The sequence below is a fragment of the Kribbella sp. NBC_00662 genome (genome assembly GCF_041430295.1).
In the GTDB taxonomy this organism is placed as follows: domain Bacteria; phylum Actinomycetota; class Actinomycetes; order Propionibacteriales; family Kribbellaceae; genus Kribbella.
Window position 1 is genome coordinate 2,342,031 of record NZ_CP109029.1, and the last position, 24,437, is coordinate 2,366,467.

24 protein-coding genes are annotated in these 24,437 nt (G+C 68.4%); 10 read left to right on the forward strand and 14 right to left on the reverse strand.

All coding sequences use genetic code 11. The features are described 5' to 3' along the window. Positions 1 to 13: 13 nt before the first annotated feature. Positions 14 to 2,077 carry a YhgE/Pip family protein gene (locus OHA10_RS11850; RefSeq protein WP_371406230.1) on the reverse strand — a complete coding sequence of 688 codons (2,064 nt, stop codon included), beginning with the start codon at positions 2,075 to 2,077 and terminating at the stop codon, positions 14 to 16. Next, positions 2,074 to 2,763, reverse strand: coding sequence for a hypothetical protein (locus OHA10_RS11855; RefSeq protein WP_371406231.1), 690 nt, complete (start codon positions 2,761 to 2,763; stop codon positions 2,074 to 2,076). The genes OHA10_RS11850 and OHA10_RS11855 overlap by 4 nt, the downstream gene beginning before the upstream one ends. A gap of 58 nt (positions 2,764 to 2,821) precedes the next feature. Between OHA10_RS11855 and OHA10_RS11860 the strand changes: the two genes are divergently transcribed. After that, entirely contained in the window at positions 2,822 to 3,430 is a 609-nt protein-coding gene (locus tag OHA10_RS11860) for a TetR/AcrR family transcriptional regulator (protein ID WP_371406232.1), read from the forward strand. A gap of 3 nt (positions 3,431 to 3,433) precedes the next feature. On the opposite strand, the gene OHA10_RS11865 is transcribed toward OHA10_RS11860, so the two are convergent. Beyond that, a complete protein-coding gene (locus OHA10_RS11865) occupies positions 3,434 to 4,285 on the reverse strand; it encodes an NAD(P)H-binding protein (RefSeq protein ID WP_371406233.1) in 852 nt (283 codons plus the stop codon). Positions 4,286 to 4,364: 79 nt separating this feature from the next. Here OHA10_RS11865 and OHA10_RS11870 point away from each other — a divergent pair, with 79 nt between their 5' ends. Next, positions 4,365 to 4,904 carry a TetR/AcrR family transcriptional regulator gene (locus OHA10_RS11870; RefSeq protein ID WP_371406234.1) on the forward strand — a complete coding sequence of 180 codons (540 nt, stop codon included), beginning with the start codon at positions 4,365 to 4,367 and terminating at the stop codon, positions 4,902 to 4,904. Here the strand turns inward: OHA10_RS11870 and OHA10_RS11875 are convergent. Continuing rightward, on the reverse strand, positions 4,885 to 6,417 hold the full coding sequence (locus OHA10_RS11875; RefSeq protein WP_371406235.1) for a molybdopterin-dependent oxidoreductase: 1,533 nt from the start codon (positions 6,415 to 6,417) through the stop codon (positions 4,885 to 4,887). The two genes, OHA10_RS11870 and OHA10_RS11875, sit on opposite strands and share 20 nt — an antisense overlap. 75 nt (positions 6,418 to 6,492) lie before the next feature. Further along, entirely contained in the window at positions 6,493 to 7,044 is a 552-nt protein-coding gene (locus OHA10_RS11880; protein WP_233714825.1) for a MarR family winged helix-turn-helix transcriptional regulator, read from the reverse strand. Between the two features lie 218 nt (positions 7,045 to 7,262). Between OHA10_RS11880 and OHA10_RS11885 the strand changes: the two genes are divergently transcribed. The 3 genes from OHA10_RS11885 to OHA10_RS11895 all read left to right on the forward strand — a co-directional run bounded on the left by OHA10_RS11885 (position 7,263) and on the right by OHA10_RS11895 (position 10,444). Then, positions 7,263 to 8,129, forward strand: coding sequence for a hypothetical protein (locus OHA10_RS11885; protein ID WP_371406236.1), 867 nt, complete (start codon positions 7,263 to 7,265; stop codon positions 8,127 to 8,129). Beyond that, the gene (locus OHA10_RS11890; protein ID WP_371406237.1) at positions 8,129 to 9,433 is read left to right on the forward strand and encodes a hypothetical protein; all 1,305 of its coding nucleotides are present in this window, start codon (positions 8,129 to 8,131) and stop codon (positions 9,431 to 9,433) included. Before OHA10_RS11885 ends, OHA10_RS11890 begins: the two co-directional genes overlap by 1 nt. Positions 9,434 to 9,667: 234 nt before the next feature. Then, the gene (locus OHA10_RS11895) at positions 9,668 to 10,444 is read left to right on the forward strand and encodes a metallophosphoesterase (protein ID WP_371406238.1); all 777 of its coding nucleotides are present in this window, start codon (positions 9,668 to 9,670) and stop codon (positions 10,442 to 10,444) included. Between the two features lie 78 nt (positions 10,445 to 10,522). Here the strand turns inward: OHA10_RS11895 and OHA10_RS11900 are convergent, their stop codons facing one another. Next, complete coding sequence (locus tag OHA10_RS11900; protein ID WP_371406239.1) at positions 10,523 to 11,167, reverse strand: GNAT family N-acetyltransferase; 645 nt, start codon at positions 11,165 to 11,167, stop codon at positions 10,523 to 10,525. Between the two features lie 56 nt (positions 11,168 to 11,223). Here OHA10_RS11900 and OHA10_RS11905 point away from each other — a divergent pair, with 56 nt between their 5' ends. Both OHA10_RS11905 and OHA10_RS11910 read left to right on the forward strand, forming a co-directional pair. Then, positions 11,224 to 12,150: a hydroxymethylglutaryl-CoA lyase gene (locus OHA10_RS11905; RefSeq protein ID WP_371406240.1), complete on the forward strand. Its 927-nt coding sequence runs from the start codon at positions 11,224 to 11,226 to the stop codon at positions 12,148 to 12,150. Between the two features lie 147 nt (positions 12,151 to 12,297). Continuing rightward, a complete protein-coding gene (locus tag OHA10_RS11910; RefSeq protein WP_371406241.1) occupies positions 12,298 to 13,137 on the forward strand; it encodes a helix-turn-helix transcriptional regulator in 840 nt (279 codons plus the stop codon). A 1-nt stretch (position 13,138) separates the two neighbouring features. On the opposite strand, the gene OHA10_RS11915 is transcribed toward OHA10_RS11910, so the two are convergent. After that, entirely contained in the window at positions 13,139 to 13,834 is a 696-nt protein-coding gene (locus OHA10_RS11915) for an EcsC family protein (protein ID WP_371406242.1), read from the reverse strand. Between the two features lie 129 nt (positions 13,835 to 13,963). Here OHA10_RS11915 and aat point away from each other — a divergent pair, with 129 nt between their 5' ends. Further along, positions 13,964 to 14,629, forward strand: coding sequence for a leucyl/phenylalanyl-tRNA--protein transferase (aat, locus tag OHA10_RS11920; protein WP_371406243.1), 666 nt, complete (start codon positions 13,964 to 13,966; stop codon positions 14,627 to 14,629). Here aat and OHA10_RS11925 read toward each other — a convergent pair. Next, on the reverse strand, positions 14,622 to 15,308 hold the full coding sequence (locus OHA10_RS11925) for a TetR/AcrR family transcriptional regulator (RefSeq protein WP_371406244.1): 687 nt from the start codon (positions 15,306 to 15,308) through the stop codon (positions 14,622 to 14,624). The two genes, aat and OHA10_RS11925, sit on opposite strands and share 8 nt — an antisense overlap. 113 nt (positions 15,309 to 15,421) lie before the next feature. Here OHA10_RS11925 and OHA10_RS11930 point away from each other — a divergent pair, with 113 nt between their 5' ends. Then, positions 15,422 to 15,889, forward strand: a complete 468-nt coding sequence (locus tag OHA10_RS11930; RefSeq protein WP_371406245.1) for a nitroreductase family deazaflavin-dependent oxidoreductase — start codon at positions 15,422 to 15,424, stop codon at positions 15,887 to 15,889. On the opposite strand, the gene OHA10_RS11935 is transcribed toward OHA10_RS11930, so the two are convergent. Together OHA10_RS11935 and OHA10_RS11940 are read right to left on the reverse strand one after the other, a co-directional pair. After that, the gene (locus OHA10_RS11935; protein ID WP_371406246.1) at positions 15,886 to 17,676 is read right to left on the reverse strand and encodes an ABC transporter ATP-binding protein; all 1,791 of its coding nucleotides are present in this window, start codon (positions 17,674 to 17,676) and stop codon (positions 15,886 to 15,888) included. The two genes, OHA10_RS11930 and OHA10_RS11935, sit on opposite strands and share 4 nt — an antisense overlap. Continuing rightward, the gene (locus OHA10_RS11940; protein ID WP_371406247.1) at positions 17,663 to 19,459 is read right to left on the reverse strand and encodes an ABC transporter ATP-binding protein; all 1,797 of its coding nucleotides are present in this window, start codon (positions 19,457 to 19,459) and stop codon (positions 17,663 to 17,665) included. Before OHA10_RS11940 ends, OHA10_RS11935 begins: the two co-directional genes overlap by 14 nt. Positions 19,460 to 19,535: 76 nt before the next feature. Here OHA10_RS11940 and OHA10_RS11945 point away from each other — a divergent pair, with 76 nt between their 5' ends. Next, on the forward strand, positions 19,536 to 20,612 hold the full coding sequence (locus OHA10_RS11945; RefSeq protein ID WP_371406248.1) for an adenosine deaminase: 1,077 nt from the start codon (positions 19,536 to 19,538) through the stop codon (positions 20,610 to 20,612). A 94-nt stretch (positions 20,613 to 20,706) separates the two neighbouring features. Here the strand turns inward: OHA10_RS11945 and OHA10_RS11950 are convergent, their stop codons facing one another. From OHA10_RS11950 to OHA10_RS11965, 4 genes are all read right to left on the reverse strand, one after another. Then, positions 20,707 to 21,474: an ABC transporter permease gene (locus tag OHA10_RS11950; RefSeq protein WP_371406249.1), complete on the reverse strand. Its 768-nt coding sequence runs from the start codon at positions 21,472 to 21,474 to the stop codon at positions 20,707 to 20,709. Beyond that, positions 21,474 to 22,454: an ATP-binding cassette domain-containing protein gene (locus OHA10_RS11955; RefSeq protein ID WP_371406250.1), complete on the reverse strand. Its 981-nt coding sequence runs from the start codon at positions 22,452 to 22,454 to the stop codon at positions 21,474 to 21,476. The genes OHA10_RS11950 and OHA10_RS11955 overlap by 1 nt, the downstream gene beginning before the upstream one ends. 147 nt (positions 22,455 to 22,601) lie before the next feature. Beyond that, the gene (locus OHA10_RS11960) at positions 22,602 to 23,297 is read right to left on the reverse strand and encodes a PadR family transcriptional regulator (RefSeq protein WP_371406251.1); all 696 of its coding nucleotides are present in this window, start codon (positions 23,295 to 23,297) and stop codon (positions 22,602 to 22,604) included. Between the two features lie 57 nt (positions 23,298 to 23,354). Then, on the reverse strand, positions 23,355 to 24,404 hold the full coding sequence (locus tag OHA10_RS11965; protein ID WP_371406252.1) for an acyltransferase family protein: 1,050 nt from the start codon (positions 24,402 to 24,404) through the stop codon (positions 23,355 to 23,357). Between the last annotated feature and the right edge of the window lie 33 nt (positions 24,405 to 24,437).

Consider the following 24,437-nt stretch of genomic DNA (forward strand, 5'->3'; position numbering starts at 1 on the left):
AGCCCTCGCGCCTCTAGAGCACCAGTTCCGGTTGGAGTTTCTTGGCCGGCCAGACGCGTTGCTTGCGGGCGGCCAGTGTCGACGCGGCCAGGGCCACGGCAAACCAGGCGCCCAGGGCGAGCAGGTCCCGGCCGAGGGACGTGCCGGGGCCGCCGTACATGAGGTGGCGTACGCCGTCGATCGCGTAGCTCATCGGGAGCGCGTGGTGGAAGAAGTACAACGGCTGCGGGATGGTCTGCCACGGGAACGTGCCACCGGCGCTCACCAGTTGGACAACCATCAGCACCAGACCAAGGAACTTGCCCACAGCACCGAACCAGGCCGACAGCGCGTGCAGGATCGCGACGAACGTGAACGACGTCAGGATCAGGAACCCGACCGTCAACCACGGATGCGCAGCGTGGATGCCGAGGCCGAGTACGACTGCGACAAACACCAGCGTCGCCTGGATCGCGCCGAAGAGGGCCGGAGGCAACCAACCACCAAGAGCAACGCGGAACGGCGACTGCAGTGCAGCGAGCGCACGCGGTGACAGCGGCCGGACGAGCAGGAACAACACGTAGGCACCGATCCAGCACGCCAGGCTAAGGAAGAAGGGCGCCAGACCAGCGCCGTAGCTGTCGGCCGTCGCCTGCGAGACGTTCTGCAACGTGACCGGCGCTCCAAGCGTCTCGGCAACAGCCTTGCGCTGTTCGGCGGACGGGTTGGGGATCTGCTTCACGCCTTTAGCCAGCCCAGCGTTCAGCTGCGTCGCACCGGTCTTCAGCTGCCCCACTCCGGTGGCCAGACCGTTCACACCGGTCAGCAACTGCCCCTGCCCCACAACAGCCTGCTTCTCCCCGGCGGCGAGCTGCTGCGCACCAGTCTGCAGACTGCCCAAACCAGTCTTCAGCTGACCAGCTCCACGATCGAGCTGATCCGCGCCATCAGCCGCTGCGCTGATCCCGTTCGTCAGCGCCGGCGTCGCATCCGCCAACGCAGCAGCGCCGTTCGACACTTTTCGCGCACCGACAGCGAGCTGGTTGAGTTGCTTCGACGTCGACTGGATCTTCGTGTTCGCCTGTACGACGGGCGCGCGCAGCTTCGCGGTCTCGAGCAGCACCTCGCGGATCTGATGCTGACTGAACCCCTGCGCCTTCAACCGTGCCGCGAGCTGGGTGTCGAACGTCGACAGATCCTTCACCAACGCGCTCGAAGCACCAGCGACCTGCTTCCCGGCACCAGCGATCTTCTCGTTGCCGTCGGCAACTTGATCCGCACCGGCGGCCAACGACTTCGTCTGCTTCGGCAACGTCGCCGTCTTCCGCTTCAACGTACCCAGACCGTTGTCCAGCTTGGACGCGCCCGCAGCCAGTGACGTCGCACCCTGCGACGCCTGCGCAGTACCGGTCGCCAGCTGCGTTGCACCAGCAGACAGCTGCTTCTGCGCAGTGTTGAGCTGCGCAGCGCCGGTCTGCAGCTTCCCGACCCCGGCCGCCGCCGACGCCAGGCCGTTCTCCAGCTGCGCCGCACCAGCAGCCGCCGAACCCACCTGCTTGTGGATGGTGTTGTACCCGGCGAGCAGCTGCGACGCCGCCGTCTCACTCACCTGCGACGCAACAGTCTTCGTCACCTGCGCCACGACCTGGTTGGCGATCGTGTGCGCGATGTAGTTGTTGGCATCGTTGGTCAGCAGCTCGAGCTGCGCCTGCCGCGGCGTGAAGTCCGCACTCGAGGCCAGATCGGACGAGAACGACTTCGGCAGCACCAGCGCGAACTCGTACTTCCCGTCCGATACCCCAGCCGTCGCGTCCGCACGGTCGACCTCGTGCCAGTCGAAGCTCTTCGACTTCACCAGCTCCCCAGCGACCTCCGGTCCGACGTTCAGCTTCTCGCCGGTGGCCAGCGTCGTACCGGCGTCCTCGACGACAACCGCGGTCGGGATCTTGTCGAGCCGGCCATACGGATCGTGGTTCGCGTACAGGTACAGCCCGCCGTACAGCACCGGCACCAGCAGCAGCGCGACCACAGCCAGCTTGGGCAACCGCCCGGCCGTCAGACGACGTAGCTCGCTCAGAGCCATCCGCAGCGCCGTCACTCGTCCGCCTCCTCAAGCGCCTCGACGGGAGCAACCGGAGCGATCGGGGTGACCTGCACCGGGTCGGGCTGGTCTGTCTCGCCCATCTGCGCCGCCTTCACGTCCAGCAACCGAGCGGACGCGTCAGCGCACGTGATGATCACGCCGTACCCCTGCGCCGCCAGATCGCGCCCAAGCGCGAACCAGCCATGCGGATCACCACCGTGTCGATCAGGCATGGTCAGAATGACCACCTGTACGTCGGGACGCGCCACAGTGAGCTCCGCGAGCAGTCTGGTCCGCACTGCGACCGGCAGGTGCTCGAACCGCTTGCCGGCATGCTCCGCGGCGTCATGCTCTTCCAGCCACTCCAGCACGGCCTTCCGCCCTGCCTTGCGACCGGCGATAGCCAGCTCCTCGCCCACAACCGTCTGGACCGGCAGAGCGTCGTCCGGCTCGGTGATGCCCGGTGCGTCGACCACTGCGACCCGTCGCCGAAGCAGAGCCGGGTCAGTCTGACCGTCGAGCCGCACCGTGCCGGTGTCCGGCTTGAGTCGCCCGGACAGACCCAGCGCCGCCGCAACGTGCCCAGCGCCCGGGTATCCGGTTAGCAACACCACCTGATGATCCGCGACCGACACCGACGTGGCGTGCAGCATCGTCGCGTGCGGACCCTGCACGCTGATCCTGGTGGCTTCGAGCTCCATCCTGCGTTCCCCGATTCAATACGGTTGTGTATTCAATACAGAACTGTATCCTACTCGTATGGAAACGCCCAAGCGCCGCCGCTCCAACACCCGGGCCCGCCTGCTCGAAGGTGCGTTGGAGGTGTTCGCCGAGCGCGGGTTCCACGGCGCCTCGGTCGAAGACATCTGCGAACGCGCCGGCTTCACCCGCGGCGCCTTCTACTCGAACTTCGCGTCCAAGGACGAGTTGGTCCTCGCGCTCTTCCAGGCCACGACCGACCGGCTCCTCGAGCAGATCGAGGCACTGCTGCCCGAGCTGGCGAATCAGCCCGGCACGCTGCTCGACGCCGTTCTGGGGCTGCTCGACGAGACAGCGCCTGATCAGCGGCAGTGGCATCTGATCTCCACCGAGTTCACGCTGCACGCGCTCCGCGACCCGGAGGCGGCGCGGGCGCTCAACAAACAGCGAGCGATGTTCCGCGACAGGCTGACCAAGCTGGTCGAGCAGATCACCGCGACGGGCGGACTGACCCTGACCGTGCCCGCGGAGCAGTTCGTCCGCCTCGTCATCGCCGTACACGAAGGCGCCCGCTCGCAGAGCCTGCTCGAGCCCCGCAAACTCCCACCGGGCGAGCTCGAGCACACCTTCCTGCCGATGGTCCTCGACGCCGTGACCAGGCGGACCTGACGGTCAGCCCGGAAAGCGATCCACTCGATCCCGTACGGCGGCCACGCCTGACGTAGCCGGACGGCCGAGCAACTCGGCGAGCGTCGATGTCGGCGTACCGGCCCAAGGGCTGCGGAAATCCGCGTAGAGCGCGGCCAGTTGCTGGGCCACCGCCTCCGGCAGGCCGAAGTTCTCCATGACCCAAGCGACGAACTCGTCGTCGCTGACCGCACGGAACGGTACGCCGGCGATGGCGGCCAGCTCGTCCCACCCGATCGCATCCGGCCCCGTCAGCTCCACCACGGCTCCGTCCAAGCTCCTGCTCACCAACGCAGCAGCCGCTCCGGCGGCAAGGTCGACGGTCGCCGCCGGAGTGATCGACGCGCCCTTCGCCGGAGCGACGAGTTCGCCTTTCTGTCGACCCCAGACCACGTCGCGGGCGACGGCATCGGCCAGGCCGACAGCCATCCGCAGGATTGTCCAGGTAGGTCCGGCTGCTTTCACGTCCGCTTCGAGCTCGCGGTAGTCCTGGACTGTCGGCATCGTCGACCGCTCCAGATCTGGCCAGCTCGTGAGGACGATCCGTCGTACTCCGGCTGCAGTCGCCGCATCGATCGCGGCCCGGACGCGGGTCCGGCGCCGGGACGGGTCGGCGCCGAAGAACGTGGCGTTGACGAGCACTGTGTCGACGTCGGCGAGTGATGCTCGCAGTGTCGCTGGATCATCGAAGTCGCCAGGGCGGTAGTCAACGCCGGCTGCTGCTGTCTTCGCTGGATCGCGCACTGTTGCGACGACGGTCTCGTCGGTCAGGGACTGCAGTTGCGCGACGACGGCCGCGCCGAACTCGCCGTGGCCGCCGGTGACTGCGTAGGTCATCTGGGTCTCCTAGACTAAACGGGGTGATCGCCCCGGTAAATATACGGGGCGTACGCCCCGTTTAGCCAGGAGGAGTCTCGTGAGCCCACGTGCCGACGCGGTCCGCAACCGCGCCCGCATCCTCACTGCGGCCCGGGAGGCATTCGCGCGAGACGGTGTGGACGTCCCGCTCGATGCGATCGCCGAGCAGGCCGGTGTCGGCGCCGGTACCGTCCACCGGCACTTCCCGACCAAGGAGGCGCTCGTCGGCGCGGTGATCGCGGACCGGCTCGACCAGTTGGCCGATCGTGCGGCCCAGCTCGGCGACGACGACGGATTCTTCGCGTACCTCGGCGAGTTGGTCGACTCCGGCCGGGACAACCTCGCGCTGTCCGCTGCCCTCGACGGCAGCCTGGGCGTCGACGGCGCCGCGTCGGCCGAACGGCTGTCCGACGCCTTCCAGACCCTCTTGGTCGCGGCTCAGCGCTCCGGACTGGTACGGCGTGACGTCACCGCTGCTGACGTCCACGCGATCCTCGCCGGCGTACTCGCCACCGAGAGCCGCCTCCCTCCGGACCGGCGTGGTCTCGGCCTGGAGGTGGCGATCGCGGGTCTCCGGGCTAGCCGACCTTCACGCTGACGGTGTGCAGGCCGGTCGAGCCGTTCGGGGCCGGCGGCGCGGAGGACTCGATCTGTGCGTTGCCCTTGTCGTCGGTCGCCCGTACCTGCAGGACATGCGTGCCACGCGGTGCGTCCCAGGTCCAGTGCCACTGCCGCCAGGTGTCGATCGACGCGTCCGTCGCCAGTGTCGCTTGTTGCCATGGGCCACCATCGACGCGGACCTCGACCTTCGACACCCCGACGTGCTGGTCCCACGCCACCCCGGCCACGGTCACCCGACCCGGCTCGACCTTCTTGCCGCCGGGTACGTCGATCCGCGACGACAGCTTGATCGGCCCGAGCTCGGACCATCCGCGCGGCGTCCAGTACCCCTCGAACTGGTCGAACCGCGTGACCTCGATATCCACCAGCCACTTCGTCGCCGACACGTAGCCGTACAGCCCCGGTACGACGATGCGGACCGGGAACCCGTGCTCGACCGGCAACGGCTGTCCGTTCATCGCGAACGCGAGCATCGCCTGCCGGTCGTCGAGCAGCGTCGGCAGCGGCGTACCGGCCGTGAATCCGTCCTTCGACGTGGACTGGATCGCGTCCGCATCCTTGGACGGACCGGCCTCTTCGAGCAGATCCTTCAGCAGTACGCCGGACCACAGCGCGTTCCCGATCAGGTCGCCGCCGACCTCGTTGCTGACACAGGTGAGCGTGACCCACTTGTGGACGACCTGGCGCTTCAGCAGGTCGTCGAAGCTCAACGTGATCTCGCGGTCGACCATCCCGTGGATGCGCAACTTCCAGTCCGCGGGCACGATCTGCGGCACGGACAGCGCGGTGTCGATGCGGTAGAACTCATCGTTCGGCGTGGCCCACGGTACGGCGCCATCGGCCTGAACACCGGCCGGCGGATTCAGGTTCGGCGGTTGTGGAAGCTGGAGCTGCTTGCGGGCGCTGGCGACGGCGGCGCGGTTCCCGCCGACGACCTTGCCGAGCAGACCAACCGCTGCGGAGCCGAGCGCGACCCCGCCCGAGAGCTGCAGGAACCCGCGGCGGCTGACACCGTCGTCGGGGTGATCGATGAGCGGCTCGAGTCGCCGGCTGAACAGGCGCAGGATCAGGAGCGCCGTCACGCCGGCGAGCGCCGACGGCAGGAATCCGGTCTGCCCGGAGTCCGCGCGGGTGACGGCCGCGGCGATCGCGACAGCGGTCAGTCCGACGGTGATCAGGGCGCCGGCCCAATACCGCCGTACGGCGAGAATCCCGCCGACCGCTGCGAGGATCGCGACGACGATCAGGATGCCGACCCGGAGCGCGGTCTTGTCGTGGGTGCCGAACCACGAGATCGCGAGGTCCTTCAGCCACGGGGGGACCCGATCGATGAAGGCCGACCCGATCGCCACGACGGGCGTCTGCGGAGTACCGAGGAAACCGGCCGCCACACTGCCTACAGCGAGTCCGGCGAGGGCCGCGAGGACGCCGCCGACGGCTCCGCGCCACCTGGTGCCGCCGGGAGCCTTCGGGTCAGCTTGTTGCTTCACTTCTCAACAATTGCGCGACGGGGCGCCCGACACCAGCCGGGCGCCCCATTCGTTAGTCGCGGGTAATGCTTGATCTCAGATTCGGTCAGGGGTGATGGGTCCGAGCCCCGGACGGCCGTTCGGCCAGCGGCGGGCGTTGTCCCGGACCCGGCGGAGCCTGCCGAGGACGAGGTCCCGCTCGTCGGCCAGCTGGGACATCCAGAGGCTGTCGATCTCGAGCAGGTGATCCGGCAGTGCTTCGCGCAACCGCCGCTTCCCCTCCTCGGTCAGGACGGCGAACGAGCCGCGGGCGTCGTCGGGGCAGGGCTCCCGGCGGACGAGGCCGAGGTTCTCGGCCCGGTCGACCAGCCGGGTGATGCCGCCGGTGGTGACGGTCAACTCCCGGGCAAGGGAGGTCAAACGCTGCTTCTCCCCGTGGCTGCGGGCAAGCCGCAGCAACAGTTCGAACATTGCCATTTGCAGTCCACTGCGCTTCAGAGAATGGCGCATCAGGTGATCCAGCTCGGCTGCTGCTTCTCGCAGCAGCCCGTAGGCCGTCAGCACGTCGCTTTCCCAGGGTTCGGCGGCGCGAGTGGGTTCTGCATCGGCGAGCGCTAGGGGCGAGCAAAGCGAAGGCGCGATGGTCATGCGCGGACTCTATTAGCTGACTAGGTCACTTCGCTACACGGGGTGACCTTTCGGCTACAGATCGACCCAGGATCGCAAGACCCCTGAGCCTAACGAACCATCTGGTCTAGCGCGGAGTCAGGGTGCGTGAGGGGGCCTGTGGATAACTTCCGCGGCGGTCCGGCGATTTTTGCCAGGCTTCTGCCGTGAGGTTGTCCACCGGCGGATCGGGGAGTCAGATGAGCGACACCAGCGAGGAACAGTCACCGTTCGGCCGCGGGTTCATCGCGGCGAGCATCGTCGTCGGCGCTGTGGTGCTCTGCGGCGCAGTCCTGCTGATCGGGAGCCTGACGTCATCCGACTCGGCTGCTTCGCCCGGCCAGGCTCAACAGCAAGCCGTCGTGCCGACGCAGCCCGATGGCGCGCAGCCGACCGAGCCAGGTGGCGCGGACCCGATGGAGCCTGGTGGCGCGGACCCGACGGAGCCCGGTGGTGCGGAGCCGACCGACCCCGGTGGCGTTGAGCCGGGCGCGCCTGCGACCTCGGTCGGCTCGCGCTCAGCTCAGTCCACCGGCTGCAACCGGACCGTCGGCGACGAGTCGGTCCCGCTGCAGCCGCCGGCCGTGGACGGGTGGGAGGTGAGCAGTCGCATCGTCGTACCGCGGTCGTCCGGCTTCGGCCCGGCGAGGACCGACGCCGATGGGTTCCGCCGGTGCTTCGCCCACTCTCCGACCGGTGCGGTGTACGCCGCCTACAGCGCGTACGCCGCGATGGGCGATCAGGACAAGGTGGTCGCAACGGCGCGCAAGCTGATGGTGCCCGGCCCGGCTACGGACGCGCTGATCCGCGAGCTGCAGACCGATCAGTCGGCGAGCGGGTACACCGTGCCGCAGATCGCCGGGTATCGCGTGATCGACGCCGGTCCGGATCGGGTGACGTTGATGCTCGCCACGTCGGTCAACACGGCGTACATGAGCCTCACGCTGACGCTCGTCTGGCATGAGGGCGACTGGCTTCTCCAACCGCCGGCGCCGGGCGAGCCGGTCGGCGCGCCGTTCGCCCAACACCGTGACCTGTCCGACTTCGTTGCCTGGAGTGGTGTCTGATGTGCGGAAAGATGGACCTCGGTTGCTACATCCAGGACGGCTTCCAGTCCGTTGCGACCAATGCGATGGACCAGCTGCAGCAGGCAGTCACGCAGGGCGCGCTGAACACGCTGAACGCGATGACCTTCTGGCTCAAGCCCGGCACGCCGCAGTTGCTCGGCACCGAGCATGGCGACTCGTGGACGAACAGCGGCACGGTCGAGTTTCTGCAGAGCAATCTGCTGAGCGTCACGGCAGCGGTGTTCGCCGTCGCCGTGCTCGTGGCCGGGATGCGGATCGCGTGGGAGCAGCGAGCGCGACCGTTGCAGGAGTTGCTGAAGGCCGTCGTCACGTTCGTGGTGGTCGGAGCGGCGGGGACTGCCACGTTGCAGGTGCTGGCGTCGTGGTCGGACTCGTTCTCGGTGTATGTCATCGATCAGGTGGCCGGCGGTATCAAGCTGCAGTCGGCCTTCGGCGGGACCTCGCCGCACGAACTGTTCGCCACGACGATGCCCGCGTTCGTGGCGATCATGACCGGGCTGGCGGTGATCGTCGCCTCGGCGGTCCAGATCGTTCTGATGCTTGTTCGTACGGCGATGCTGGTGCTGCTCGCGGGAGCGTTCCCGTTGGCAGCGGCCGCGACCAACACCGAGATCGGGCGAGCCTGGTTCAAGAAGTTCTGTGGCTGGTCGCTGGCCTTCATCGCGTACAAGCCTGCGGCGGCGCTGGTCTACGCGGCGGCGATGAAGATGGCTCACGACCAGGCGTCGAGCGCGAGTGACGGCGTCGTCCAGGCGATGGGCGGGATGATGATGCTCCTGCTGGCGATCTTCGCGCTGCCGGCACTGATGCGCTTCATGGTCCCGGTCACCGCTGCGGTGGCCGGCGGGAGCGCCGGGATGGGCAGCTCGGTCGCGGATCCCGGCGGGATGGCAACCGGCGCGATCAACATCGGCAGCTCCGGCACCGGATTCGGCACCGCCCGAGGCGCCGGAAGCTCCGCCGGCGGCGGTCTTGGTGCAGCCGGCGCGACAGGCGCAAGGGGCGCAACGGGCGCGCAGACGGTCGGCGCGCAGGCCGCAGGCGCCAAGGCTGCCGGAGCCATCGCCGGCCCAGCCGGAATCGGCCTAGCCGCCGCCCGCAAAACCGGCGGCGGCCTCGCCGGCGCAGCAGCCCACTCAGCAGGCGAACCAGGCGGCGGCGCAATCACCCCCTCCTCCGCCCGCGGCCCCATGTCCGGCCGCCCCTCAACCCGCTCCCACCGCACCACCTCACCCACCCAGCACCCCACCCCCGAACCCATAGGCCCCACCGGCGCCGGCTGACCCCACCTCAGCCCACCACGTCGGCCCTAGCCCAGCCGTCCCTCGCAACGGGGCCGGCCGTGGCGCACCACATCGTCCCCGACGCGGGACCTCAGGCCAGCGCAGCCCATCAGGCGCCGGGAACCTCGGGTCTGCTCGACGGGCTGGCATGTCAGATTCGGGGGCGCGTTGGGGCCGCCTGGCGTGGCAGGGCTGGGTCGGCTCAGTCGGCCTCTTGGATGAAAGCATGTGGTGGTGGACCGGATTGCGCTGATCTCTGATGTGCATGGGAATCTGACGGCGCTGGAGGCGGTCCTGGAGGACATCTGGGCGCGTGGGATCACGCGGATCTTCAACCTCGGCGACAACGTCGGCAAGGGGCCGCGGGGGCAGGCGGTGGTCGACCGGTGCCGTGAGGTCTGCGAGGTGAACCTGCTCGGGAACTGGGACGACCTCCTCCCCGATCCCGAACGCGTCGACGACCGCGAAGCGCTGAGGTGGTGGAAGAGCGAACTCCGCGAGGAGCAGCGGACGTGGCTGCGAGCGCTGCCGTTCTCACACGACTTCCAGATGAGCGGCCGCCAGGTGCGACTCTTCCACGCATCCTCGACGAGCGTTCACCACCGCATCCTGTTCGACCACGACGAAGCGGAGTACCTCAGCTTCTTCGAGAACACACCAGCCACCGGGGACGGGCCGTTGCCGACGGTGGTCGGGTACGCCGATATCCACGACGCGTTCCTCGAGGAGGACCGCGGTCGGACCTTGTTCAACACCGGCTCGGTCGGCAACAGCCTCGGCGACCCGACACCGGTCTACGTGATCCTCGAAGGCGTCATGGACTCGGACCGGCCCGCGCCGTTCTCGATCCAGTTCGTCCGCGTTCCGTACGACGCGCACGCCGAGCTGGCCGTGGCGCGAGAGCTCGGGATGCCGGAGGTCGACGGCTACGAGTCGGAGCTCATCCATGGCAACTACCGCACGACGTTCTACGAAGGCGGGACGCGCCAGTACCACCGGGGATGGCTCTGACTCCGGCTGTCCCCAGGTTTGTCCACAGCTGTGAATTCGGTGCCACAAGCAACAATCCGCTGCCTGTTCACCTGCTGGTCACTTGACCAGGAGGGCCTCGGACCCGACGGGCTTGTAGCCGGCGGCGAGGAAGGCTCGGAGCGAGGCGGCGTTGCCGGGAGTTATCTGGGCCCAGATCGAGGTGTTCGGTGGGATGAGGGCGCGGGCGGCCCGGGCCAGGCGGCGGCCGAGACCTTGGTTGTGGTGGGCGTCGGGGAGTTCGATCGCGCATTCGAGACGGTCGGCCAGGCCGTGGCCGGTGATGACCAGGCCGCCGTGTACGTCGCCGTACACGTGGACATCGGATCGATACTCGAGCGCCCGCTGGACGCGCGGGTGGTCGTCGGCCGTGACGACCGTGAGGTCCTTGATCGCGGCGGCGCGTTCGGCGGGGTCGGTGACGGCAGGGGCGAGGAGCATCGCGTCGTTCGAGCTGACGTGGCGGCCGGTCCGCTCGGCCAGGGCGGTGAGGAAAGGCGGGTTCGTCGGTGCGGCCAGGTCACCGGCCGGTACGTGTTCGGCGACCCATGCAGGGCTGACATCCGCGGCGACGACGATGTGGCCTGTGAACGCGACCACGGCGGACTCGCGCTCAGACGGCGCCGGTACGACGCTGACGCCGAGGTCCGGGGCCGGGAAGACGCCGTTTTCGACGCCGCGCAGAATGTCAGCAAGAGTTGTCATCACGAGCATTGTCGCGGAGATCCCGTGTCACGCTCAGACGCCACGGAGGCAGCACGATGCGGAAACCGCAGCTGGTGAAGGCCGAGGGGTTGCCGGACCGGGTCACGATCTACGAGGTCGGCCCGCGGGACGGGTTGCAGAACGAGTCGGCGATCGTCGACGTCGCGGTCAAGGCGGAGTTCATCAACCGCCTGGTCGAGGCCGGGCTGACGACCGTCGAGACGACGAGCTTCGTGCACCCGAAATGGGTCCCTCAGCTGGCCGACGCCGCTGAGCTGCTCGACCGACTCGACCTGCCCGACGGCGTTCGCGCCCCGGTGCTGGTCCCGAACGAGCGCGGCCTCGACCGTGCGCTCGCGGCCGGTGTGCGTGAGATCGCGATCTTCGCCAGCGCGACCGAGACGTTCGCCGCGAAGAACCTCAACTCCACCCTCGACGACCAGTTCGCGATGTTCACTCCGACCGTCCAGCGGGCGCTGGCTGAAGGGCTGACGGTCCGCGGCTACGTTTCGATGTGTTACGGCGACCCGTGGGAGGGCGACGTACCGATCGACCAGGTGGTCAAGGTCGGTGCCCGACTGGTCGACCTCGGCTGCCACGAGCTGTCCCTCGGCGACACGATCGGCGTCGCAACCCCCGGCCAGGTGACCGCGCTGATCACGGCGTTCGAGCAAGCTGGAGTCGGGGCGGACAAGCTGGCGGTGCACTTCCACGACACCTACGGCCAGGCGCTCGCCAACACCCTCACCGCCCTCCGCGCAGGCGTCACCACGGTTGACAGCTCGGCCGGCGGCCTCGGCGGCTGCCCGTACGCCGAGAGCGCCACCGGCAACCTCGCCACCGAAGACCTGCTCTGGCAGCTCGACGGCCTGGGCATCCAGACCGGCGTCGACCTGGAGAAGCTGGTCACCACAAGCGCGTGGATGGCCAAGCAACTCGGCAAGCCGTCGCCAAGCCGCGTCGTACAGGCCCTCGCCGGCTGACGTCGCGCCTCGCCCTGCCCTTCCGCTTCAAGTCGATCGGCGTCTTCCTCGGGCTGATCCTGGGCCGGGGCGCCACCTTCCTCCTGCCGGACCTGATCGCACCGTCCGCCGGGCAAAAGTGTCGGTGGTGCGGGTCAGACTGGTGGGGTGAGTGCGCAGCGGGCTGAGCTTGGGGAGTTTTTGAAGGCGCGTCGGGCTCGGGTGGCTCCGGAGGATGTCGGGCTGCCCGGGGGTGGGCGTCGGCGTACGCCGGGGTTGCGGCGGGAGGAGTTGGCGCAGCTCGCCGGGGTCGGCGTGACTTGGTACACGTGGCTCGAGCAGGGGCGGCCGATCAACGCGAGCGGGCAGGTGCTCGACGCGGTCGCGACGACGCTCAAGCTCAGCCCGGTCGAGCGCGAACATCTGTACCGGTTGGCCGAGGCGACGCCGATGCGACTGCCGCGGACGACGGATTGCGCCAGCGAGGCCGTCTTCAGCGAGATCGTGGAGGCGCTCGACCCGTTGCCTGCGCTCATCACCAACACCCGGTTCGACATCATCCGGGCGAACCGCGCGTACAACGACCTCTTCCACGACTGGCACCAGCTGCCCTGCATCCACAAGAACGTCCTCTGGTGCATCATCACCGAGCCCGCCGCCCGCGCCCAGCTGCTCAACTACGACAGCGAGGTCCCGTACATCGTCGGTCGCCTGCGCTCGGCGTACGCCGAACACATCGGCGACCCGGACTGGGAGACCGACCTCGAAAGGTTGCAGGCGATCAGCCCCGAGTTCACGCAACTCTGGTCGCGCCACGAGGTCGCCGCCTGTACGCCGCGGCACCGCCACATCGTCAACCCCGCCGTCGGCGAACTGCGCTTCACCGTCACCGAGCTGGCCATCCCGGCCCACCCGGATCTGATTCTCTTCGTCGAGACCCCGGCCGACGAGGACACCCGCGCCAAACTCCCGCTCACGCGCCGCGAGCGGGTCGACCAGTCGGTCTAGATCACGGCTCGATCGACGGACGGATCCGGCGGATCAGGCTCTTGTCGGCGAACTGACCGACGCGGTACGTCGACCAGCCGTCCACGCCGGCGCCGACCGCGCCGCCGAGCAGCGGGATGCGGCGGGTGATCGTGAGCGCCATCTTCTTGCCGCTGATCCGTGCGATCAGCTCCGCGACGACCTCGTTGGAGACGTGCCGGTCCAGCTCCGGGTCGAACACCGGGGCGGTCGCGATCGCGAGCGGCGACGTCGGCAGGCTCGACTTCTTCAGCCGGTCGGCGACGCCCTCCTCACCGAGCAGGCAGGTGATGACGGCGGTCCGGACCCGTGGATCGTCGAGGTCGTAGCCGCGCAGGTGTGCGATCGCGGCCACCATGCGGGCCTGGACGATCGCGATACCGGTCAGGTTCGCGGGCAGGGAGACCGGGAGCGTGACGAGACCACCGAGGCCGGTGGCGAACCCCTGGACTCCGGCCAGCCGGATGTGCTGGTCGATCACTGCCTCGATGGCGACCTGCGGATCACCGCCGCAGCGCTCGAGCTTGTTCTCCGCGATCCGCTCCGCGCCGGGGAACCGCTGGTACCCGTCGATCGCGATCTCGAGAATCTGGCGCAGCACACCACCCGCGGCAGCCGGCGCGAACCTCTGGGCGGCGGGCGCGAGACTACTGGCGACGAACCTGGCTACTCCGGCCACGGTGCTCCTTCCCGCCCGGCCCCACGCGGAGAACCCGGACGTGCTTCAACTGTACGTGCCTCCCCCATCCTCGCCACTCGGGAGAAACCCTTGGTGTCCCCTAGGTGAGACGTACGTCAGGATGGTCTCGTGCCAGTCGAACCTGTCCCGTCTCCGTGGGAGTTCCCGCCCGTCGGGGTCGCGGGGGCGAGTGATGTGGTTGCGGGCGGTGCGGATCTGGCGCCGGGGACCGTGCTGGCGGCGTACCGGCGGGGGCTGTTCCCGATGCCGGACCACCGCGGGTCGATCCTGTGGTGGTCGCCGGTCGACCGCGGCGTGATCGACGTCGCCGGCTACGAGCCGTCACGCTCGCTGCGGCGGGCCCGGGCGAAGTTCGAGATCCGGGTCAACACGGCGTTCGACCAGGTCATCCGGGCCTGTGCGGATCCGCGCCGGCCCGGTTCGTGGATCGACCGCGACATCATCGCGTCGTACACCGAACTGCATCGGCTCGGCTGGGTGCATTCGGTGGAAGCCTGGGACGGCGACGAGCTGGCCGGCGGACTGTACGGCGTCGCGATCGGCGGGCTGTTCGCGGGCGAGTCGATGTTCCACCACAAGACCGACGGCTCGAAGGCGGCCGTCGCCGGGACGATCGAGCTGCTGGACGACGAGTACGCCGCCGACCGGGTCTTCGACATCCAATGGGTCACCGACCACCTCGCGACCCTCGGCGCGGTGTCGATCCCGCGGGAGACCTACGTACGCCGGGTGACCCGTGCGCTCGACGTACCGCTGCCGAAGGCCTTCATGTAAGTCCCACGAACGCCGCCATCTGACGCGACGCCGACTCGAAGAACTCGTCGGCCGGATCCATCGAGCCGACGAGCTGGCCGAACAGTTCGAAGCTGATCATGCCGAACAGCTGCGTCCACACGATCACCGTCCGCACCAGCACCGCCGGCGGTACGTCGGGCGCCAACGCCACCAGCACCTCCGCCTGGCGCGCGAGCAGGCCGGACGGCTCCGGGGTGTCGGCCGGCGGCACCAACCGCCCCGAGACCTGAGCTCGCTGCAACAGCCCGAGCAGCAACACCGGCACCCGGATCGCAGGCTCGACTGTGGTCTGAGGCGCCTTGTACCCGCTGATCGGCGAGCCGTAGATCAGCGCGTACTCCTGTGGATGAGCCCGCGCCCAATCCCGGACGGCGCCGTAGATCGAGACCCATTCCGTGAGCAGGTCGTCACCACCCGCGGCGGCCTCGGCGGCCGATCCGAGCGCGTCGTACGCGTCGATGATGAGCGCGGTCAGCAGCTCGTCGCGGCTGGGGAAGTAGCGGTACAGCGCCGACGAGACCATGCCGAGCTCCCGGGACACCGCGCGCAGCGACAGCGCCTCCGCCCCGACGGTCGCGAGCTGCCGGCGTGCGGCGCCCTTGATCTCCTCGGTCAGCTCGGCCCGGGCACGTTCACGGGCAGTACGTCCGGCGTTCATGCAGCCAGTGTGCCACAGAATCGAGAGCAGTGCTCTTGACAGTGAGCAGCGATCTGATGTTCACTGATCACAACGGAGAGCACCGCTCTCGCAAGCAGAAAGAGTTCACCGCCATGAGCGAGTACAAGCAGACCTACGACAGCAAGCGCGTCATCACCGCCGGCGAGGGCAGCATGCGGGCCTTCAACAAGATCGTCGCCCGGATGACGAGGCTGGGTCTGAGCCTGATGGGCAGCCGGGTGCTGTCGGTCCAGGGCCGCAAGTCCGGCGAGTGGCGCAGCACGCCGGTCAACCTGCTCGTCATCGACGGCCAGCGCTACCTGGTCGCCCCGCGCGGCCACACCCAGTGGGTGAAGAACCTGCGCGCCAGCGGCACCGGTCGTCTGCAGCTCGGCCGCAAGGTCGAGACGTTCCACGCCGAGGAGCTCGCCGACGCCGACAAGATCCCCGCGCTGCGGCTCTACCTGAAGAAGTGGGCCTGGGAGGTCGGCACGTTCTTCAGCGGCGACGTCACCAAGAACTCCCCCGACGAGGTCCTGCACCACATCGCCCCCGGCGTCCCGGTCTTCAAGATCAACTAGTGGTACGACGCGGCCTGGATCCGGTACAGCTCGGCGTACTGCCCGTTGCGGGCGATCAGCTCGTCGTGCGTACCGGTCTCGACCACCCTGGCGCCGTCGAGGACCACGATCTGATCGGCCATCCGCACGGTGGAGAACCGGTGTGAGACCAGGATCGTGATGCGACCGTCCGTGCTCTCCTTGGCCGCCGCCGCGTACCGCTCGAACAGCGCGTGCTCGGTCTCGGCGTCGAGCGCGGCAGTCGGCTCGTCGAGCACGAGCAGCAGCGGCCGGTCCCGCATGAAGCCCCGCGCCAGCGCGAGCTTCTGCCACTGCCCGAAGCTGATCTCCGCCCCGTCCGGCCAGGTCGAACCGAGCTGGGTGTCCAACCCCGACTCGAGCCGCTCCAGAACATCCTCAGCACCAGCCCGTCCAACCGCAGTCGTGACAGCCGGTACGTCGTCCAGCCGCGGCAGATCACCCAGTCCGACACTGTGCGCCGCGCGGAACTCGAACCGGAAGAAGTCCTGGAACGCACCCGCGATCTTCTCGCGCCAAGCTTCGGTCGCAATCCGGTCCAGCGGCTGATCGTCGAGCAGCACGCGTCCAGCGGTCGGCTCGTACAGCTTGCAGATCAGCTTCACCAGCGTGGACTTGCCCGCGCCGTTCTCACCGACGACCGCGATCACCTTGCCTGCGGGGAGTCGAAGGTTGACGTCCTCCAACGCCGGCCGGTCGGACCCGGCGTACGTGAAGGAGACGTGCTCAAGCCGGATCCCGTCCGTGAGCTGTGAGGGCACGGGAAGATCGGCGGCCGAGTCCAACGACGCCGCATAGTTCTCCAGCCAAACGAGTCGGCGTGAACCGTCGAGCCAGATCCCCCGCAGGAAGCCGATCTCGCCGACAGTCGCTCCGATGTACGACGACAACCGCGCGCCGGCCGCGAGAATCAGCAACACGTTGCCGACCGAGCCGTGCAGACCCGTCGCGACGAACAAGACCGCACCGACGTACGCCGCGCCGAAGATCGCCCAGGCAACGGCATGCCACGCGGCGCTGACCCACCGAGCAGAAGCGATCGGCCCGTACCACTGCTCCCATTCGCGACGACGGTTCTCCACCAGGTCGCGGCCGATCCCGATGACGCGAACTTCCTTGCCCGGCGCGGGTGTCGTCGCGGTCTTGAACAGATGATCGGCCAGGCGACTGTGGGCGGCGTACTGCTCCTCGACCTGTCGCTCCACGCCGGGCCGCCAGCTCGAGCTGATGACCGTCGGCAGCGCGAACACGAGCAGGAGCACGAGGGCCGGATGGATCGACATCAGCAGGACGACGGTCACGCCGAGCCGCAGGATCCAGCCACAGGTCGAGAACAGCGACATGTACATGTGGTCGAGCACGAACACCTGTTTGCGCAGTACGGACAGGCGGTCCAGGTAGTCACGGCGTTCATGGTGTTCGACCGTTGCGACAGATGCCTGCAATCGCGCGACGTGCGCTTCGAGCATGATCGTGACGCGGTCACGGAAGCGCCGGGAGATCCGGGTCGACAGCGTCCGCAGGAACCAGGTCGCCGTGACGGACAACGCGAGACCGCTGGCGGCGAGCAGGGTCGCGCGCCGGTCGTCGTCCAGGACGCCGTCGGCGAGAACCTTGAGCCACAACGCGAGCAAGGCATCCGGGAGCGCAGCGAGCAGAGTCATCAGGAAGGCGGCGACCAGCAGCCACGGTTCGTGCTGGTAGCCCAGCTTGCACAGCCGCCACATCGCGGCCAGCGCCTTCGGCTCCTCGACTTCAGAGCGTGTCATAGCTCAGCCCTTCCTCGTCGACCTCGGCCGTGAAGCGCTTGGCCTGCAGGTCGAACATCGTCCGGTACCGCCCGCCGAGCAGCATCAGTTCGTCGTGGCTGCCGAGCTCGACGACCCGGCCGTGCTCGAGGACGCAGATCCGGTCGGCATGCCGGACGGTCGAGAACCGGTGCGAGATGAGGATCGTGGTGACGTCGCGGGTCGCGGTCAGGATCCGGTCGAAGATCGCCGCCTCGCCGCGAACGTCGAGCTGGGCCGTCGGTTCGTCGAGCAGCACCAGACCGGCACCCTGCCGTACTGCGCACAGCGCCCGCGCCAACGCGACCCGCTGCCATTGGCCGCCGGAGAGATCGGTGCCGTCGCCGTACCCGGTGGCCAGCCGCGTGTCCAGGTCGGCGAGATCGTCGGCGCCGGCGTCCGCGAGCGCGGCGCGGATGTCCGCCTCGGGTGCGCCGCCGGGAGCGACGTTGTCCCGCAGCGGCAGCTCGAGCTTGAGGAAGTCCTGGAAGACCGCGGCGACGCGCGTGCGCCAGGCGTCGACGTCGAGCTGCCGGAGGTCGCTTCCGTCCACGCGGATGGTCCCCGAGTCGGGGTCGTACAACCTGCACAGCAGCTTGGCCAGCGTGGTCTTCCCCGCGCCGTTCTGCCCGACGACGGCGAGCGACGACCCGGCCGGGATGGTCAGGTCCAGACCGTCGAAGACCGGCCGATCGGCGTGTGGATAACGGAAACTCAGCCCCCGGAGATCGAGCTCGACCGCACCCCGCGGAACCGTCAGGCTCCCCGACGTCAACGCGCCGGCCGGTGCCATGGCCGGCTCCAGCCGATGTACGGCGGCGACCGGAGCGGCCGCTCCGTCGAGCGCCCAGTTGAGTCCGCCGAAGGCGATCATGCCGACGCCGATCGCGACCTGGGCGAACACGACCAGCCGATCGAGCTCCAGCCGGCCGCCGATCGCCGCCGCGCCGAGCGCCCAGAACACGAGCCCGTTGGCGACGACGATGATCAGCAGGCTCCAGATCATTGGTCGCTCCCGCAAGCGGGTCGCGGCGTACTGCAGCTCGAACAACCGGCGCCGCCGCTCGGTGAAGCGCTGCACGGTCCAGTCCGCGAGCCCGAACAGGCGCAGCTCCTTCGCCGGATCCGGCTCGACCGCCAACTCGTACGCATAGTGGGCATGCCGCTGCGCCGACCGGACCTCGGCCGTGTTCCGGTCCTTCCAGACACCGCTCTCGCGGAGCAACCAGTGCGTCGACGCCCACGCGACGACCAGCAGCAGCGGCGCCCACCAGCTGAACCCCAACAGCACCACTGCGGAAGCGATCCCGCCGACGAGCTCAACCAGACTGCCCGCGACGAAATCGACATTCAGATACATCGGCGGCCCGGTCTGCCCGCGATCGAATTCCCGCGCGACCGTCAGGTCCTCACTCAGATCCGGATCCTCGAGATGCCCGATCCCCGGCGGCCCGACGCACGCCTCCGCCAGCCGGTCGTTCAGGTACGCCGACACGCGGCTGCCGAGGTTGGCGCTGACCGCCTGATGCACCGGCGTCAACACCTGCAGCAAGATGAACGTCACGCCCATCAAGCTCAACGGCCCAGCCAACGCACCCCCATGCTGCACCGCGCCGACCACCAGCCCCATCGCGATCGCGAACACCGCGGGCAGCGCGCCCCGCGCCAGCAGCAGCGCCCACCAGGCGGCCGCCAGCTTCGAATCAGCCCGCGGCAACACAGCGAAGAACTGCCACTCAGGTCGCCGACCCAGCCGCTTCACCATGCCTTCACCATGCCCTCACCATGCCACCGCCCACCGACCGAAATCTTGAACGTTTGCCGGATGGCACTATGGCTGGATGATTACTCCGGAGCAGCTCAACGCGGCGCCCAAGGTCCTGCTGCACGACCACCTGGACGGCGGGCTCCGGCCCGCGACGGTGATCGACCTGGCGGCGGAGATCGGGCATCCGTTGCCGAGGACCGATGCGGCCGAGCTGGGTGAGTGGTTCGTCGAGTCGGCGGACTCGGGGTCGTTGGAGCGGTATCTGGAGACGTTCGACCACACGGTCGCGGTGATGCAGACGGCCGAGGCGATCAAGCGGGTGGCGAGCGAGTGCGTGCAGGATCTTGCCGCGGACGGCGTGGTGTACGCCGAGGTCCGGTACGCACCCGAGCAGCATCTGACCCGCGGGCTGACGCTCGAGCAGGTCGTGGACGCGGTCCGGGAAGGCTTCGAGCACGGTATGGCGGTTGCCGAGCGGCCGATCGTGGCGCGGCAGCTGCTGACCGCGATGCGGCACAAGGCCCGGTCGATGGAGATCGCCGCGCTGGCAGTCGCGTACCGGAACGCCGGCGTGGTCGGTTTCGACATCGCCGGCGCCGAGGCGGGCTACCCTCCCACCCGGCACCTGGACGCCTTCGAGTACCTGCAGCGCGAGAACGCGCACTTCACGATCCACGCCGGCGAGGCGTTCGGTCTCCCCTCGATCTGGCAGGCGATCCAGTGGTGCGGTGCCGACCGGCTCGGTCACGGCGTACGGATCATCGACGACATCACGTACGACGCGGCCGGCGAGAAGGCCGAGCTCGGGCTGCTGGCGGCGTACGTCCGCGACCGGCGGATCCCGTTGGAGATGTGCCCGAGCTCCAACCTGCAGACCGGCGCGGCGGCGTCGATCGCCGACCACCCGATCGGCCTGCTCGCCAAGCTGCGCTTCCGGGTCACGGTCAACACCGACAACCGCCTGATGAGCGGTACGTCGATGAGCCGCGAACTCACGCTGCTGGCGGAGGCGTTCGGCTACGGGCTGGCGGACTTCCGCTGGTTCGCGATCAACGCGATGAAGTCCGCCTTCATCCCCTTCGACGAACGCCTCGCCCTGATCGACAACGTGATCAAGCCTTGGTACGCCGAAGCGGATCTGAGCCACTGACCAACTGAGCCCGACCCCGCTGGTTCACTCTCAACTGGGGTCGCGGACCGGATGGAAACGCAGGTTGGTCAGTGACACAGGTCCGGGGGCTAGCTCAGACCGAGCGCTGGTAGGTCCTGAAGGCCCGTGTCGACAGCCAGCCGACGATCAGCGTGAAGGCCAGTAGATAAGCGCAATGCCGCCACACCGACGACCAGTCCGGGTTGGCGGACAGGGCCTGGCGGGCGGCGATGGTGGCCCAGTCGACCGGGTTGTAGCGGGCTGCGACATTGACCCAGTGCGGCGCCACCGATGAGTCGATCATGATCGACGACATGAAGGTCAACGGCAGCGAGACGAACTGCGAGATCCCAATCAGCGCCGCCTGCTGCCGGGTCAGCAGCGCGACCGCGTTCGACAGCGATCCGAAGGCCGTCCCGATCAGCATCGACCCGAGGATCGTTACCAGGTAGCCGCCGACGCCGCCGTCGTACCGCGCGCCCGCGGCGAAGCCGATCGCGAACACCAGGATCGTCTGGATCAGCGTGGTCGACGCGTTGCTGAGCAACTGCCCCGCCATCAGCCCGCCCCGGCTCACCGGCGACGCCAGCAGCCGATCCATCACGCCGCGTTCCATGTCCTGGATGAACGCCGTACCGCTCCAGCCGCTCGTCATCAACGCGGTCATCATCACGATCCCCGGCGTCAGGAACGCGATGTACGACGAGTCGCCGAAGCCCGGGATACGTACCACTCCCTGGAACAGCTGTCCGAACAACAGCAACCAGATCGCCGGCTGGATCAACGTGAACGCGATCAACGCCGGCTGCCGGTACGACGCGCGCGTCCACCGACCGAACACCAGAGCAGTGTGTGTCGACATCACGCCGCCTCCTCCGCAACCCGGAACGAACGGCCGGTGTGCTGCAGGTACACGTCGTCCAGCGACGGACGCGACACCGTCACCGCGACGACCGGAATCGCCTTGTCCTCGAGGACTCCCAGTACGGCGGGAACCGCGGTCGCCCCGCGATCCACCCGCGCCCGCAGAGTGTTGCCCTCGACAACGATCTCGCCGACGCCCGGCAACTGCCGCAACAACGTGCCGACCGACCCGTCGGTATCCGGATCGACCAGCTCGACCTGCACCGAGTCGCCCCGCAACGCCGACTTCAGCGACTCCGGAGTGCCCTCGGCAACGATCTTGCCGTGGTCGACGATCGCGAGCTGACCGGCCAGCCGATCGGCCTCCTCGAGATAGTGCGTGGTGAGCAGGACGGTCAGCCCTTCCTGACCGGACAGCCGGAGTACTTCGTTCCACAGATCGGCGCGCGCCTCCGGGTCGAGACCGGTGGTCGGCTCGTCGAGGAACAGCACGCGAGGCTGGTGGACGAGACCCAGTGCGACGTCGAGCTTGCGCTGCATGCCGCCGGAGTACGTCCTCACCGGCCGGCTCCCGTGCTCAGCCAGGCCGAATCGTTCGAGGAGTTCGGTGGCCCGGCGAACAGCGTCCTGCCGGGACAGGCCGAAGATCCGGCCGCTCAGCACCAGGTTCTCCAGACCGGTCGCCATCGGGTCCGAGCTGGTCTTCTGCGGTACATATCCGATCGCGTGCCGGACCCGGTCCTGGTCGCGGACGACGTCGTACCCAGCGACGCGCGCCGAACCGGAGTCGGCCCGGGACAGTGTGGTCAGGATCTTGACGGTGGTGGACTTGCCAGCGCCGTTCGGCCCGAGCAGGCCGAGGACGACGCCCTCCGGAACGCTGACAGTGAGACCGTCGAGCGCGCGCAGAGGTGGCTTCTTCCGGCCGTTCGGGTACGTCTTGACCAGGTCGACCGCTTCGAGGGCATGCGTAACCATCAGGTGACTCCCTTGTGTGCTGGGAGCCGGTCCGGGCTGGCTATCCTGATGGATGCGCCTTGAGTGCCAGGTCTCCGGACCGACTCGAGGAACCGCGGCCCTTGACCCCTGGTGTTGCCGCACCGTCGGGTCGAGGGCCGCATCTTATTATTGAGCTTCCGGCGGGATCGCCTTCATCCAGGCGAACTCCTGACCGAAGTACTTGACCGGATCCTTCAACTGCTCGCCCGGACTGATGCCCTCCTCCAGGAAGTGCTTCCACGCCCGGCGCCAGAACACCCCGCCGCCGAGCTCGTCGGTGCGGATCTCCTCCGCGAGTCGGTGCACGTACGCCGATTCCGCCTCGAGCAGCGCCAGCCGGAACTCCGACTCGACCCAGAAGATCCGCGGGAACTCCATCGCGGTCATGTGCTCGTGCAGCGCGGTCATCTCCTTGATCTCCGCGTCGATCGCCGCTAGCCGCTGCTCGAGCAGCTCGACCGCACGATCGGGCGGCATGCCGGGGAGATACGCGAGGCCGGCCTCCAACGGGTGGAACTCGCGCGACGGCGTACCGACGAGCTCGCTCAGCCAGTCGCTGAACTCGGCCCGACCGGCGTCGGTGATCTGGTACACGGTCCGCTCCGGCCGGTTGCCCTCCCGGACCGTCTCCAGCGCCTCGATGAAGCCGTGCTTCTCCAGCGCCGACACGACCGAGTAGAGCGAGCCGTAGTTGACCTTGATGCTCTGGTCCTTGCCGCGGGCCCGGAGCATCGTGGAGATCTCGTAAGGGTGCATCGACCGCTCGCTCAGACTCCCGAGCACGGCGAACGCCAGCGGATTGCCGACCTTGCGCCTGGCCATACGGGCTCCTCGATCTCGATTACTCGAAATCGAGTATTAGACGACGAGTATCCGGTGTCAAGTATTGAGCCAGGCGAACGCCCGAGCCCCGAGCCCGCGGACCCGGAGCGCGGCGAGAGCGCGGTACGCCGGTTCCTCGACGTACTTCGTCAGCAGCCAGGCCAGCGCGATCACGCCGATCACCGCACCGGCGATCTGGGTCAGCCGGCCCGCCCCGAGCTCCATCAGGCGGTACGCGATCAGGTAGCCGACCACCTGGTTGAGCAGATACAGCCCGAACGAGATCCGGGCCAGGAACTGGATCGGCCGCCGGAAGCGCGCGAACGCGGTCCAGTCCGGCCCCCGCGCGGCGAGCGCGACGAACGCCAGCAGCAGTCCGATGCCCAACGATGACGGCAGGTCAGACGTGTGTGCGTGCTGGGCGAAGACCGTCGCGACGAGGAGGGCGCCGAGATGCAGTACGCCGATCCGTCGCTGCGACCAGAGCCAGATCGCGATGCCGATCGCGAACAATTGCAGGCGATGCAGGCCGAGACCGTTCCAGGTCTGCTGGACCCAGAGCGGACTGTGGCCGATCCGGTCGTTCCACTGCAGGACCACCGGCGCGATGATCATGATCCACAGCAGTGTGGTGATCCGCGGTCCAAGGCCCCGCGGCCAGAGCAGCGCGGCCGCGCCGAAGGCCATCAGCTGGAGTGGGAGCGTCCAGTACGAGCCGTCGATGAGCTGGACGCTCGGGTCGAACGATGCCGCCAGCGTCAGGTTGCCCCACAGATCGCGCCGCGTCGGCAGGATCCAGTTGCTCGGCCCGAACAGCACCACCACCGTGTAGGTGAACAGCACGGCGACGAGGTACGGCGGAAGCACCCGGCAGATCCGGCGCCACAGCCACCGCGACGTGGAGCCTCTGCGGATTGTGACGCAGACGAAGTACGCGCTGATCACCAGGAGGACGCTCGCGCCGACCTGGAACGGGTACTGCCCGAGCGGTGCGCCGAGCTCCGGGTGCAGGAACGGACCCTGATACGTCACGTGGGTGAAGATCACCGCCAGCACCGCCACGACGCGGACCACGTCCCAGCTCAACCTGCGTTTCGAGTCACTCACTGCTTCCGACCCTAGCCAGAGCGCAGGGTGCGG